Origin of the sequence: Rhizobium croatiense, from assembly GCF_019793465.1 — a bacterium.
In the GTDB taxonomy this organism is placed as follows: domain Bacteria; phylum Pseudomonadota; class Alphaproteobacteria; order Rhizobiales; family Rhizobiaceae; genus Rhizobium; species Rhizobium croatiense.
The window spans coordinates 1-13,314 of sequence record NZ_JAILYJ010000037.1 but is presented as its reverse complement, the minus strand read 5'-3'; the positions used below and the strand labels follow the sequence as shown (position 1 = coordinate 13,314).

10 protein-coding genes and 2 pseudogenes are annotated in these 13,314 nt (G+C 52.9%); 7 read left to right on the top strand and 5 right to left on the bottom strand.

Annotation, left to right across the window (positions count from 1 at the left end; genetic code table 11):
* Positions 1-726 precede the first annotated feature (726 nt).
* The 4 genes from K6M89_RS30310 to K6M89_RS30295 all read left to right on the top strand — a co-directional run bounded on the left by K6M89_RS30310 (position 727) and on the right by K6M89_RS30295 (position 4,816).
* Complete coding sequence (locus tag K6M89_RS30310; protein WP_004677776.1) at positions 727-2,013, top strand: lysine N(6)-hydroxylase/L-ornithine N(5)-oxygenase family protein; 1,287 nt, start codon at positions 727-729, stop codon at positions 2,011-2,013.
* Between the two features lie 81 nt (positions 2,014-2,094).
* Entirely contained in the window at positions 2,095-2,874 is a 780-nt protein-coding gene (locus K6M89_RS30305) for a phytanoyl-CoA dioxygenase family protein (RefSeq protein ID WP_222141846.1), read from the top strand.
* Between the two features lie 21 nt (positions 2,875-2,895).
* On the top strand, positions 2,896-3,225 hold the full coding sequence (locus K6M89_RS30300; RefSeq protein ID WP_004677772.1) for a cupin domain-containing protein: 330 nt from the start codon (positions 2,896-2,898) through the stop codon (positions 3,223-3,225).
* Between the two features lies 1 nt (position 3,226).
* Entirely contained in the window at positions 3,227-4,816 is a 1,590-nt protein-coding gene (locus K6M89_RS30295) for a class I tRNA ligase family protein (RefSeq protein WP_074063730.1), read from the top strand.
* Between the two features lie 111 nt (positions 4,817-4,927).
* Here the strand turns inward: K6M89_RS30295 and K6M89_RS30290 are convergent.
* A pseudogene (locus K6M89_RS30290) lies at positions 4,928-5,095 on the bottom strand (IS3 family transposase); the annotation flags it as partial.
* A 387-nt stretch (positions 5,096-5,482) separates the two neighbouring features.
* On the opposite strand from K6M89_RS30290, the gene nodD2 reads away from it, so the two are divergent.
* Positions 5,483-6,439, top strand: a complete 957-nt coding sequence (gene nodD2, locus K6M89_RS30285; protein WP_004677768.1) for a transcriptional regulator NodD2 — start codon at positions 5,483-5,485, stop codon at positions 6,437-6,439.
* A 409-nt stretch (positions 6,440-6,848) separates the two neighbouring features.
* Here the strand turns inward: nodD2 and nodD3 are convergent, their stop codons facing one another.
* Both nodD3 and K6M89_RS30275 read right to left on the bottom strand, forming a co-directional pair.
* Positions 6,849-7,757 carry a transcriptional regulator NodD3 gene (gene nodD3, locus K6M89_RS30280; protein ID WP_004677763.1) on the bottom strand — a complete coding sequence of 303 codons (909 nt, stop codon included), beginning with the start codon at positions 7,755-7,757 and terminating at the stop codon, positions 6,849-6,851.
* A gap of 151 nt (positions 7,758-7,908) precedes the next feature.
* Positions 7,909-8,934 carry an LLM class flavin-dependent oxidoreductase gene (locus tag K6M89_RS30275; RefSeq protein WP_004677759.1) on the bottom strand — a complete coding sequence of 342 codons (1,026 nt, stop codon included), beginning with the start codon at positions 8,932-8,934 and terminating at the stop codon, positions 7,909-7,911.
* Between the two features lie 900 nt (positions 8,935-9,834).
* Between K6M89_RS30275 and K6M89_RS30270 the strand changes: the two are divergent.
* Positions 9,835-10,579 (top strand): annotated as a pseudogene (locus tag K6M89_RS30270) (transposase); the annotation flags it as partial.
* 155 nt (positions 10,580-10,734) lie between these two features.
* Here K6M89_RS30270 and K6M89_RS30265 read toward each other — a convergent pair.
* Both K6M89_RS30265 and K6M89_RS30260 read right to left on the bottom strand, forming a co-directional pair.
* Positions 10,735-11,256 carry an aminoacyl-tRNA deacylase gene (locus K6M89_RS30265; RefSeq protein WP_004677747.1) on the bottom strand — a complete coding sequence of 174 codons (522 nt, stop codon included), beginning with the start codon at positions 11,254-11,256 and terminating at the stop codon, positions 10,735-10,737.
* Positions 11,257-11,341: 85 nt separating this feature from the next.
* Positions 11,342-12,037 (bottom strand): DUF6875 domain-containing protein, encoded by a 696-nt coding sequence (locus K6M89_RS30260; RefSeq protein WP_004677746.1) that lies wholly within the window; start codon positions 12,035-12,037, stop codon positions 11,342-11,344.
* A 354-nt stretch (positions 12,038-12,391) separates the two neighbouring features.
* Between K6M89_RS30260 and K6M89_RS30255 the strand changes: the two genes are divergently transcribed.
* Complete coding sequence (locus K6M89_RS30255; RefSeq protein WP_012489593.1) at positions 12,392-12,934, top strand: hypothetical protein; 543 nt, start codon at positions 12,392-12,394, stop codon at positions 12,932-12,934.
* Positions 12,935-13,314 lie beyond the last annotated feature (380 nt).

The following is a 13,314-nucleotide window of genomic DNA, read 5'->3' as shown; positions in this document are numbered from 1 at the left end:
CAGAATGAACGCCTTCTGAGCGTCCGAAAACTGCGACGCTTTCATCGTCTTCTGGTCCCTTTCCCAGCCAGGAAAATGCACCGGAAAACTCTAACCAAAACTGGTCCAGTTTGAAGGGTTCAGATCAGCATCAGCCGCAACTTTCTACCAGCGCCGTCGCTTATCCGATCCGACGACCATGTCTATTTTGTGGGGGAGAACGGTGTTGCCGGTGGTCATGTTGGCGATCGGTGCTTGTACGTTCGCAGGCCTGTCCACGTTTCAAAGCATATATGCCGAAACGCGCGGACTCTCACCGAATGTCTTCTTTCTGACATTCACCGTCACGACTGTCACATTGCGATTCTCCGTCGCGGGTATGATCGGTAAGTTGCCGCTTGGGCGCCTAGCACTCACCCTCTTCGTGACGACACTGATTGGGATCGGACTTTTGGTTTTGAACCCGGGAAGCGAGCTGCTGTACGTCGTCGCCACCGTTCTCTTTGCGATAGGCTACGGTCTCACTTATTCGACCTTGAATGCGATGGTGGTGAACCTCGCTGGCGAACGTGGTCTGTCAATCTCAACGGCCTCCCAAGTCTTTACACTCGCTTATTTTCGTGGGTTCGTTTCAACATCGCAATCGCCAGTCAGACATTGTGGAGGGCGGTGTAGGAGACAGACGTCCTTCGATAATGATTTCCGTATCGCTGCCCACGTGCCCGCCCAACCAAAGGAAGTGTGTTTATGCAAGTGCTGGATCTCATCGGTATAGGCATCGGACCCTTTAATCTTAGTCTTGCAGCACTCGCGTGTCCGACGCCGCTGCGCACTGCCTTTTTCGAAAAGGAAAGCGGCTTCGATTGGCATCCTGGGCTGCTGCTGCCCAACAGTCGCCTGCAGGTATCTCCGCTGAAGGACTGTGTGACACTTGCAGATCCGACCAGTCCGTTTTCGTTTCTCAACTACCTCGCGGTGCATGGACGGCTGTACAGCTTCGTAAACCGGTGCGACGCGACCACGTCGCGAAGAGAGTTCACACAGTATTTCCAATGGGTTGCGCATCAGTTGCCACAACTCCGGTTTGGGGAGGAGGTTACCGACGTAACCAGATTAGACGAGGGTTACCGCGTGACGACGACTCGAGATCACTACCATGCACGCTCAGTTGCGATTGGCGTCGGTGTCGTTGCAACAATTCCCGAATGCGCCAAACCTTGGCTGGGCGAGAAGGTCTACCATGTGGCGAGCTATCTGGATCGGCCACAAATCGACATCGGTGAACGCGTATTAGTCGTTGGTGGGGGGCAGAGCGGTGCGGAGGTTGTTGAACACCTATTGGGCAGTCCGGGTATCGGTAAAATTACATGGGTGACGTCACGCGGGAACCTGTTCACGAGGGATGACAGCTCTTTTATCAACGTGTCATACACGCCGTCTTACAGCCAGCGCTTTCATTCGCTGCCACTTAAAAAACGTCGCACTATTGTCGACGACGAAAAACTCACCAGTGACGGCATTTCAGCAGAATTGAGCAACCGCATTTACGAAACTATCTATCACCGCAGCGCGACTGGCAATATTGACGATGTCATTCAACTGCTACCCGCAGTCGTCATGAAGGAGTTGTCTCCTCATGCGGACGGTTGGCACGCGCTGTTGGCTTCGCACGGCACCTGTCAGCGACCGACTGTAGTGGCTGATCGGGTCGTACTCGCCACCGGTTTCGAGCCTCGCCCGCTAGCGTTTATCGATCGCCTATTGGCTTCCGCTTCTATGGAAGGCGGTCTGCCGGTCGTGAAGGACGATTACTCCGTTCAATTCGAGGACAACGCCGCCGGCCAGGTATATCTGCAAAACCGATCCCCAGTCCAAAGTGGCTTGCAGAGTGTGAATCTATCGCTCGTCGCCTACCGAAACGGTCGCATCATCAATAGCCTGCTTCGGCGTGAATACTATCTGAACGTCCCAGATCGGCCGATCCTTGGGTGCCTAGGTTTACTTCCCGCTCAAGAGACACAAAACGCAAGATAACACTCCAGTGCAGTGCAGCTCGGGGCGCCTGCTCACGACGCAGCTTTACCAGGCGGCTTTAAATCTAAAAAGGAGTTACACATGTTAACCAAAGAACAAAAATCAACATGGGATGACGTTGGATACATTAGGATTGAGTCATTTCTCGATCTAGAAAGCCGAGATAAATTTTCAGCTCTTGTGGCTGATGTTTCGTGCTGGGAGACAAGTGAAGACAAATGGCTGATATGGTTCGAAAAAACAACTGACGGTAGGAGGATCATTTCGAAGGTCGAGAACTTCCTCGAATTTAACGCCCCCCTGCGTGATTTACTGCTGGCTGACCACCGTATCGAGTCGATCGTCGAAGAGTTACTGGGGGAAGATGCCCGCATGCTCAAAGAGTTGCTGATCTTTAAGTACTCCGACAGCGGCGGCTATCGCCCGCATCAGGACATCTACCATATCCCACATAAGCTACCAGACCGGATGGTGCACGCGATTGTTGCAATAGGCATCGACGATTCCGGCCCAGACAACGGAGGGCTTTTCTTCAGCCCCGGGAACCACAAAAAGGGCGTGTTCCCAATGGACGCCGGCGGCGTAATGTACCCCGAGGTCGCGGACAGGCTGGCCTGGGAGCCCGTAACGTGGAAGGCCGGTGACATTTTCATCTTTGACGACTATGCCCCACATTACTCAAAGCCCAACAAAAGTGAAAATTCTCGAAGGGTGATTTATCTCGTGTTCCAGCGTGCCTCAACTGGTGGGCCAACGAGGGCCGAATACAACAAACTGAAACGCGCCTACAACCCTCCCGAGGGCAAGGTCTCCAACATCGACGAGCTCAAGCCGCCGAACGGCATTTTCTATCGCGATTGAAGGCAGAGGACAGAGGCAAACATGTATACGAAACAGATCGACCGCTCAATCATGCGCCAGGAGTATGGCGTTCTGGTGTGCCGGTTACTTGAGCATCTACCGCAGGCAGTCGCAACGGCTTTCGGCACATCGATTGTGGAGGTGGTACCTGGCGATGCGGTCGATCTTCATTCGCACCCAGAGCACGAACTCTGGGTATTGATCTCGGGCAGCGGCGTGTTTCAATCCGATGGAGAAACCTCCGCAGTCAGTGGGGACACGATGGTCTATATAGCGCCGCACCAAAAACACGCGATCAAAAATAGCAGCCCTCAAACCAGCTTAAAGTTCCTTTCGATATGGTGGGATTGAATTGAGAGCAAACCAACATACTTTTTTTGCCTGCTCGGCGCCGCCGTGCCCGAACGGCAAGCTGCATCTTGGGCATATAGGTGGCGTGTACCTTCTCGCCGACGTGTTCGTACGCTACCACCGCATGGTAGGCAACGCGGCCTATCACGTGACAGGTGCGGACGAACATGGCACTTACACGCTGGTGAAAGCCCGAAAGCTTGGCAGGCCGGTTGATGACGTCGCACACATGCACATTGAAGAAATTCTGCAGTGTCTGCGGTCAGTTGATATTGAACCGGACGTATTTGTAAGGACTTCAAGCGAAGACCACAAAGACCGCAGCTTGGCGATCTACGACCAACTAAGAGCGTCCGGCTACGTTGAGCTGCGCGACGGAGAGCAACTGTATTGCGGGACGTGCGAAGAGTTCGCCGCAGACTCACTCGCGGTCGGAGAGTGTCCAGCTTGTAACGCGCCAACAGATAGTAACCTTTGCGAAGATTGCGGCTCGGCGCTGCAACACAATCTACTACGCAACCCGATTCACACGACATGCGGCCAGAGCCTTATCTTGCGCCCGATTCGACAGGTTCATTTTCAGCTTGAAAAATTTGCTCCGGGGCTCGATCACGCCATTGAGGCGAGCGGATGGCCGGAATCCATAAAGCGCAAAGAACTTGACTGGCTACGGTCAAAACTGATGGCATTGCCGATGTCGCGGCATTTCGACCGTGGTGTGACTTTGAACTCCCCGGTGGAGGTGGCAGGCCAAACTTTAATGACTTGGTTTGAAGGATTGTGGTGCTATGAGACAGGAATCGAACGCCTCTGCAAGCAAAATGGCGCAGATCTCGATGACACTATGCGCAACGCGAGCACGAGACTCGTATTCTTCATGGGTCAGGATAACCGGTTTTATTACACGATCGGCGTTACTGCTAGTTTGTTCTCGCGCGGTTATGCGATTCCATACAACCATGCAATTCAGGACTTTTATAAGCTCGAAGGGGCGAAATTTTCTACTAGCCGTGACCACGCTGTGTGGGCTGACGAGGTGGCAGCAGATATCGACACGAACGTGCTGCGCTACTATTTGGCTAGCATCGCCAAGCCATTTGGCGCAAACGACAACGATTTTCTGATCGAGGGGCTGCTTCAGACCGCGGCTAGAATTCGTGCTTTCGAAACGGCTTTGCGCAAGTACGCCGGATGTAACGAGACGCTGACGGCCGACAAGCTGACAGTCGAGCAGAACCACAATGTTAAACGATATTCCGAAGCGGTGCAGGACTTGCGCGTCTGGGATGCCATGGACGCCATAGACGCCTTTTTCGACGTTGCGTCTTTTTCAAGGGCAGATACCTCAGTCAGCGCAGCGGAAGTTTCCGTATTTCTAAGCCTTCTTAATCCTGTGACCCCGATGCTTGCGGCGCGGTATGGTGCTTTCTTTTTCGGAGCCGGATGGCGGCCGGGGCTCGATGGCGGCACTATCCGGCCAAGCACCGGCTTACGCAAACCGGTTGATTTCCCATTGTTTAGCGACCCGATTCCGGAAGCCTTCATAGAGGCTTATGAAAGACGATTTAGGCAAGTCCGGCCGAATTCTTAGCTTTTAATGACGGCAACCGCTTTGACGATCCCGAGGCGAGTAACGCGGACGCCGACCGGATGACGGCATCTCGATAGCGGAGAACGCAAGGCGGCAGTCGGGCGACCTACTTCGTTCCGAAAGGCCCACGACGGCTTTCTGGCGTGCGACGGCGTCGCGCTTGGCGGCGGGCCTTTCTATTTTTTTAAGGAGCTCGGGAAGTGGGGCCGTATCCAGGATCTGCTCGGCGAGCAGTCTCTTCAGTGTGGCGTTCTCTTCCTCAAGCGCCTTCAGGCGCGTTGATCTTTTCATCACAAATTACTGGCACGCCACCAATATCTTGAACATGCTTCCAAACAGAAGGAGCCCGCCAGTCGATAGCCAGCGTACGGCAAAGCCTCTCCGGTATCGCGATATGATGAACCTACTTCCGCCCATCCGTTCACTAGCATTTCATGTCGCTCGGTGACGCCGCTCCACATCGCCTATTGCTAAGGTGCCATTCGATATTTAAAGTGGATTATCTGCAACTATAACGTCTATCGTAACTATGCGGCCTACTTAATTGATCACCAAACTAACCTAAGCCTTTTCGACGAACCTTCATTGGATCTATGCTGGAAGGTTCTGTACTGGAAAAATCGATTGTTTGGATATAAAATATCCGTTGTTTGGATGTGACTAAAGATGCGTTTCAAGGGCCTTGATCTAAACCTGCTCGTTGCATTGGATGCGCTCACGACCGAGCGCAACCTAACGGCTGCCGCACGTAGTATCAATCTAAGTCAACCAGCAATGAGTGCCGCCATTGGTAGGCTTCGGGACTATTTCCGCGACGAATTGTTTACAATGAATGGTCGAGAACTTCGGCTGACGCCCCGTGCCGAAGGACTTGCCTCGGCAGTGCGTGAAACTCTCTTGCAGGTACAATGCTCAATCATCTCTTGGGAGCCGTTTAACCCGTCGAAGTCTGACAGATGCTTTAGAATAGTTCTGTCCGATTTCATGATGCTGATATACTTCAATAAAATCATTGAGCGAGTTGCTCGAGAAGCGCCCGCAGTCAGCTTTGAGTTGCTGCCTTTGGATAGTGATCCGTACGAGATGCTTAGCCGCGGTGACGTCGACTTCCTCATCGTGCCTGAATTTTTTCTCTCGGGCGCACACCCGAGCGCAAAACTGTTCACAGAGAAGTTTGTATGTGTAGCCTGTTCGACAAATGTGGACCTACCTTCAGCGCTGACGATCGAGCAATATGTCTCCACGGGACACGTCGCTGCCGCGTTTGGGCGCTTTTTGAAGCCATCGGTCGAGGGCTGGTTCTTGCTCGAGAATGGTATTCAGAGGCGGGTGGAGGTCGTCGTGCAAGGGTTTAGCTTAATACCACCAGTCCTGCGTGGCACGAACCGCATAGCTAACCTACCGCTTCGCTTAGTCGAGCATTACGAAAGTACTTTCCCTTTGCGGATCATCAACCTTCCGTTACCGCTCCCCGTCTTCACAGAAGCTGTTCAATGGCCAGCGCTCCATAATGCCGATCCAGGGAGCATCTGGTTCAGGGAGATATTGGTTGAGGAAGCTTCCCGTATGATGTCCTCCAACGCACCTAAAATACATGGGTTGCTACAACAATCCGGTTCCTGACCAAGGTTCCTGCTTGAGTAAGATCCGCCCGAGCCCGAATAAGTTCAACAGCCACCAAAGAGGCTTTTCAAAGGTATCCATCCGGGGAAGGCCCGCTGACCTTGCCCCCAAGTTTTATCCAGTTTTGAGTTCGCTCCGACGGTTTTGGGTTGCTGTATTTGCGGCGGTAGCGGCGGGTTGCGGTGCGGAGCAATTGTGGTCCCCCAGCACCCTTCGATTTGCCGCCGAAGGTGCTAGACAGCACGTCGCGCAATCGTCCGAAGGGCGGCCGATCGGCGACGGGCGTAGCGCTCAGCTTCGTCGATAAAATGGCCTGCGGGTCACTCACAGGTGGTGCCGTCTTCAGCTAATCGGCCGCGTCGCGGGTCGTCGCTCCCAATGCAGCCCAGCTTCCTAGGTTTCAGGATGGTCACGGCAATCGCGCTGCCTCCTGAACCATTATATCTCGCATCCAGATATTTGCCGGATCTTTGTCGTGAAGTACCGGCCATTGGACTGCCTCGGTGAATGTCGGCAGCGCTATCGGGGGCGCAGTCATCCGCAATGGTATCGTGTCCTCAAAAAGCCCAACTAGTCGTAACGGAACGGTTGCGATGCGATCGGTGCCCATTAGGGCGGCGGGGATCATGCTAAAGCTTGAAACAACGACTTCGACCCGCCTCTTGAGGCCATGCTCCTGCAAGAAGCAATCTTCTATGGTAGGCTGCTGCGTCCGACCGAACCTAACTACCGCGTGCCCCATTGAAGAATACTCCTCGGCAGTAAGGGCTTCCTCAAGTTGTTTGTTATTACTGCAGCCGACGCAAGTCAGTCGTTCCTGAAATAGATCTATCTTAGGGTGCGCGCTCGACATGAATAGCGGTGGGCTAATAAGGAAGTCTACGTCGCCGCGTCGCAAAAGCTCGTCTGGATTGTCAGTAAGAGGCAGCAAGTCAAAACTAATGCCGGGTGCTTCCCGCGCAAGACGCTCCAGTATCTTCTGAAAAAGAACAACTGTAACGAAATCGCATAAGCTTACTCGGAAATGACGATCTGATTGATCAGGAGTAAATTTATCCCAGGGTATGATATTGAGCCGAATATGCTGTAAAGCCTCACGAATCGCAGGCGCGAGGTCTTCCGCACGCGGAGTTGGAACGAACTCACGACCACGCATCGTAAATAGTTCATCGCGGAAATAGGAGCGGAGCCGGCGGACAGCTGCACTCATTGCGGGCTGGCTCAGATTAATGCTACGTGCCGCCGCAGTAAGGTTGCGCTCAATCATTAGTGCATCGAGCGCGACAAGGAGATTTAGATCGAGGCCCTTAAATCGCATATCTTTTAACTATCCAATAGTGCAGCCCATTCCACAATGGCTGTTCCTACGGCGATGGCTGAATTCGCCTTGACGCTCCTCAATCGATTTGAGGGCGCGGCCACAGAGACTTAATCTCTGTGATCGGAAAGCAACCTGAGGCCAGTCCAGATTAAGCCATAACTCCAGAGTGAACGCTCGTTGCAGTGTAATAGGAAGCCTCCAATGGCAAATCACCAAACGCCAGCTGGCAAAGAAGATAATTAGCACCTGCTTCCTCGACATGATCGAGAAGATCTTGCCTAACTGAAGCAGCAGTACCAACTACGCACAACTGACAGTCTACTGCTGCATCAAAATCCGGCGGGAGGTTCTGAGGAGTCTGTATCCCGTTAATCTCGTACAGAAACCTAAAGCTCCGAAGCCACCGTTGATAAGCCGGGGCCGCGAGCGAAATGGCATGCTTCGTCGTGCTGCCGGCCACCACCATTCGGACCAACCCAAGGAACGGCGCCCGTTTCCTGCCCCCGGCGGTACGTCTCTCGTGTGCTCGGTAGGCATCAGTGATCTGGCGAACAGCAGAAGCAGGGCCCCCGCAGGCAAGATTTGTATCGTTCTCAGCCGCCCAGCGCGCAACCTCAGGACGACTGGTTGTAATCCATGTCGGAGGCTGAGGACGTTGGTGTGGCCGCAACATCAACGGGACTTTGTCTAGTTCAAAGTGGTCGCCTTTGTAGGAAAGAGCCTGAGCTCCTTCCTTCATCGCTTGGATGACGATCTCGCTGGCTTCGAGATAGCGCGATGTCGCCACCTCCTCATCAATACCGAAAAAGCTCCATTCGATTGGTAAGGAGCCGCGCCCCATGCCCAACTCGAGCCTGCCACCGCTCAGATGATCCAGCATGCAAATTTCTTCAAACGCACGTAACGGATGATAAAGGTTCAACAGCATAACCAAAGGACCGAGACGAAGATGCTGCGTGCGCTGAGCTACGCTTGCTAGAAATAGATTCGGCGAAGGTCCTCTGCCGTGGGGAGTACAGTGGTGCTCTGCGACGTGATATCCATAAAAGCCAAGGCGATCGCAGACCTCTGCCAACTTCATCCGATCTTCATACTGGCGCCCAATCTCCCTTCCGTCTTCGTCCAAATGGTCGAAGATACCAACCATCAGCTTTGCGGGAAGAGAGTTTGTCATTTAAATGTCTCCAAGTTTGGCGGCGAATTTTCGGTGACCAAGACCGGAGGGTGGCCCCGATGTCTTTCGCCAGGAATCATCGAAAAGCTGCTGGTTCTAAAAAACGATGCTGACGCCGATGAGCTAATCATAATGCTCACGTTGAAATGACATTGAATCATTCGTATTCATGTATGACTTCGCGGTGGGTAACACCCCATCTCGCATACCCACAGCTCCGTTCACTTTTGAGAAGCCAAGGATTGGCAAGATCGGATAGTGGTTGTTCAGCTTTTGTGGCGACCCAAATGTGTTAAAGCTGGTATTCGGTTTAATGCGACGAGGCTCCTGCAGTAGGCGAAGAAAGGACCCAGAGCTATGTCTCGGCGCTTGATTGGCAGACGAGAGCGCCTTCTGCAGTTCCACGTTGGCCATGTTCGTCTCCATTTACCGGCCAGGTCTGTGACCTTGCCCTCGGCTGCTCTCGGTGGAGCAACATCATGGGGTCCCCAATTCATAATCGAGGTGTTTAATAACATCCCATGGCTTCGTAAAATTGATTGTTTGTATGGCATTGATCCACCAGGTGAATAACCAGGAATCTTCACCGTCAAAGGGTTGCTGATCGAACTAGCATACGGTCGACCCAGGCGAGATCACGGCCCCTTCCGAAGGTGGAAGGATCAGGAGCCAGTGCGGTTTTGGCCGCAGCGCAACAGCGCCGATACCAGAAATAGATGTGACGCAGTTGGCTTCCGCGTCTTTCGTGCACGCTGTTGTATGTCCTTAACATTCCCCATCTTAACTTCATAGGATCACAGGTTTTACGATAGGGAAATTGCTCTCAACCCTTCAAACTGGACCAATTTTGGTTAGAGTTTTCCGGTGCATTTTCCTGGCTGGGAAAAGGAACGGAACACGATGAAGGCATCGCAGTTTTCGGACGCTCAGAAGGCGTTCATTTTGAAGCAGGGTGATGAGGGCGTCTCGATCGCGGAGATTTGTCGCAAGGCGGGGATCAGTCAGACGACTTACTTCAACTGGAAGAAAAAGTACGCCGGCATGTTGCCGCCAGAGATGAAGAGGCGCAAGCAGCTTGAGGACGGGAATTCGCGATTGAAGAAGATCGTCGCGGATCTGACGTTGGACCGTGAGATGCTGCAGGACGCCATCCGCCGAAAGCTCTAAGGCCTGAGGGGTAGCGGGAGGTGGTGTCATGTGCCGCGATTGGGCGATCTCGATCCGGCGTGCCTGTGGCGCGTTGAACTTCGATCGGTCGACCGATCACTACATCTCTCGCCGCGCCGAGGCCGGTCTAGACCTGTGAGCGCGGGTGCGCTACGGCTATCGTCGCGTGCATGTGCTTTTGGAACGCGAGGGTTGGGGCACCAACATCAAGCGAACCTATCGCATTTACAGGGACTTGGGACTGCAGCTGCGGAATAAGACTCGGAAGCGCCGTGTTAAGGCGAAACTTCGCGAGGATCGGCAAATGGCTGTCGGACCAAATGACGTGTGGGCGATGGACTTCGTGCACGACCAGCTCGCAACCGGAAAGAAACTGCGGGTCCTGACGGTGGTCGCCACCTTCTCACGCTATGTTCCCGCGCTTGATCCGCCTCACAGCTATCGAGGTGAAGATGTCGTGCAGACGTTGGGACGGGTGTGACGATTTTCGTTATAGTGCGCACTATGAGTCCGATTACGCAACATACGTATTGAACCCTCATTCTCTAATCGAGGCGCCGTTACGTGGAACCGCATTTCCTTTCCCGAAGAAATAACCTACCTCACGGCATCTCTATGAAAGGTGACGAGGCGTTAGGTTTGACTGGCCCGTCCACGCGTCTGTAACGGCTGCCCGATCTTCCAAAGCATGCTTGTGTCGATCTCAAGCTCGACTCCAACCTTGCCCGCACCTGTGACTACGGTAGGATAAGAAAAAAGGGCGGTGTCGATCAGTACAGCGATCTTCTGGAGACCGAATGGTGATACGCTTCCTGACGGGTAGCCGAAGAGATCGAGTACCTGTTCTTTCTGAGCAAGCTCGGCTCGTTTCCATCCATACGTGCCAGCAACCGCTTTCATGTCAATCTTTGAAGGTGATGGCAGCAAAACGGCACAAAGGTGGCGCGCAGGATGAGACCGGCGCATCACATCGTTCGCTTTCTGCTCGGCAATAATCATCGTCTTTGCAACGCGCCCCACGGGAACGCCGATAGCGGAGGCTAAATCGGAAGGAGATGTAATAGGGGTGGCGAACTCACTATAGCGCCACAATCGTACCGTCGACGCTCCGATCTGGTGCAGTTCAGCAAGTACGTTCGGATGAACGTCCAACATAGTCGTTTCCTTCCGGTTCACCTGGTAGGACGATCGAGGATAGCTGTTTCAGCGACTGCGAGTACAGCCCTCTTGCGAGTAAGTTTCAGGCGGTTCGCTCCAAAAGCTGCCTAATGCGGCGGCGACCCTCGTTCCCAAAAATACTGAAGTAAGCCTCCAGGCACTTATCGCTATCGAGCATGAAAGGAGCATCATATTTGGTGATATGCCGAATAGCCAAGGCTGGAACCGTTGTGTCGAGCGGTCGAAACATCCTGTTGTGCAAACCGGGCTCCGGGCAACCTGGATAAAATTCACCGATCATGAAACCTTCCTGAATGAAGTCGGGCTTCAGCCGTTTTTGCAGTTGACCAATCCTGATAATCTCTCCTTCATCCTGTATTCCAGGAAGGGCAATGATAATGGCCTTATAGATCCAGTCGCCCGTTCGATCGTTGAAGGACTTTACGGGTTTCATCTGGCTGAAGACGGCGAGCATACGCGCCAAATCGTTTTCGATTTCGTCAACTGCAACAGCTTGCGACGCGGCAACCCGTAAAAGCCCCTTCGTCAGAGCCTCGGGAACGAAAGGGCAAACGCTCCCGTCCCGACCTAAATGAGGATGTGGATTGGAGAGGAATTCTGAGGCATACCGAGCAAATTTCTGAAGAGCTGCGTTTGCATACTCATCATAGGCGTTGTATCCCGCATCAATATTCTTTTCCAGAATTTCGCCCACTGTCATCAATGGACCAATCGTCCCGAAAGGTTGGCTGTAATCTTTCCAAATTTCTTTATTCATTTCGGATCCCTGGTTCGAAAAGCCACGTGCAAAACGGAAGGTCGGGCTCTTGCATGCCAGCTCGGGCGGCGGGCGAGCTGGTCGGGGGCCAATCAAGAGACCGACCTTCCATCGGAAGCGAAGCTCCCGAATTTTTGGTAGCACTCGTAGTTACACTTGTGTAACTGTTTTTTTAAATGGATGTGAAAACAAGAGCGGGGGCTCGTGCACGATGAAGGTTAGTCTCACGACCGCCCGCAAATTCTTATATTCGTCATAGTTATGAAGACATACATATGATAAATGTCGCCGCGATGGGATCCGGTAACAGGCTTTTGGTGAAAACAGAACGACCCATTGCGCAGAGGCGTGGCCGTGGCGAAGACAACACGAAGAGAAATATATACGCCAGAACAGATCGACGTCGGCGTAAAGCATAAGCTTGAGAAAATTGACTCGTTTTTGTCAGATCTCGTTAGCGAAAATTCCGAAGAAAAACTATTCCTGAGGAATATTCTTGGATTGATGCTTAAAGTATATCATATGGACGCCAATAACAAACCCATGACGAAGATGCAGGCGTGTCGCTATCTGCCTTTCAAAAACCAGACTGTTTGCCAAAAGTATGTCGAGGCAGCGCATTTGCGTGGGTTCATCGACATCACTCGGGATAAAACGGACAAACGGCGTCTGATTGTTGTTCCAAAGGAGCCGTTGGTTGTCTATGTCAATGAATATATAGCTGACTTCCTTGATGACTGCCGTAGAGCGATTGACAGTGCCGCTCAAGTAGCTACGCTTCCTGAGGAAGGGATGGCAACGGCAAGTTCTTCATCTATTGATAAATCGCCAGCGTCTTCTGGGGCACCTGTGGGTTCCTCTCAAAAGAGAGTCGATCGAAAAGCCAGGAAATTTTAGCGAGTTTTATTGTGGGAAAGCAAAAGTAAGAAGCCGGTCTCGCGCGCGTTTATCCTTTCATCAATCAAATGTTTCCTCCGTAAACAAGCTTCATCGAGGTAACCCGCTTCGCTTAACCGGCCTGACGGCCGGTGCAGGCGCTGCTAGGGGGAGCGGCTGTATCGTCGTTTCGGCCAAGAAACTGCGCGGGAAGTTCGGCGGCATCCTCAGCCTTATCACCTTGGCATTTACGCTATCTTTTTAGGCGAGGCGGAAAGTAAGCCTCCGGTGAAGGCCGCAGGTCAGGCCGCTTGAGCGTTGACGGTCGGCGGCGTCCAATTCCACGGAAGCAACTGCTCCAGCCTGGTAATCGACGTATCAGCGATGCTGGCAAGAACGTC

Coding starts and splice junctions, on each gene's coding strand:
- nodD2 (WP_004677768.1), top strand. CDS start 5,483: ATGCGTTTCAAGGGCCTTGATCTAAACCTGCTCGTTGCATTGGATGCG.
- K6M89_RS30265 (WP_004677747.1), bottom strand. CDS start 11,256: ATGTTGGACGTTCATCCGAACGTACTTGCTGAACTGCACCAGATCGGA.
- K6M89_RS30275 (WP_004677759.1), bottom strand. CDS start 8,934: ATGACAAACTCTCTTCCCGCAAAGCTGATGGTTGGTATCTTCGACCAT.
- nodD3 (WP_004677763.1), bottom strand. CDS start 7,757: ATGCGATTTAAGGGCCTCGATCTAAATCTCCTTGTCGCGCTCGATGCA.
- K6M89_RS30300 (WP_004677772.1), top strand. CDS start 2,896: ATGTATACGAAACAGATCGACCGCTCAATCATGCGCCAGGAGTATGGC.
- K6M89_RS30305 (WP_222141846.1), top strand. CDS start 2,095: ATGTTAACCAAAGAACAAAAATCAACATGGGATGACGTTGGATACATT.
- K6M89_RS30310 (WP_004677776.1), top strand. CDS start 727: ATGCAAGTGCTGGATCTCATCGGTATAGGCATCGGACCCTTTAATCTT.
- K6M89_RS30260 (WP_004677746.1), bottom strand. CDS start 12,037: ATGAATAAAGAAATTTGGAAAGATTACAGCCAACCTTTCGGGACGATT.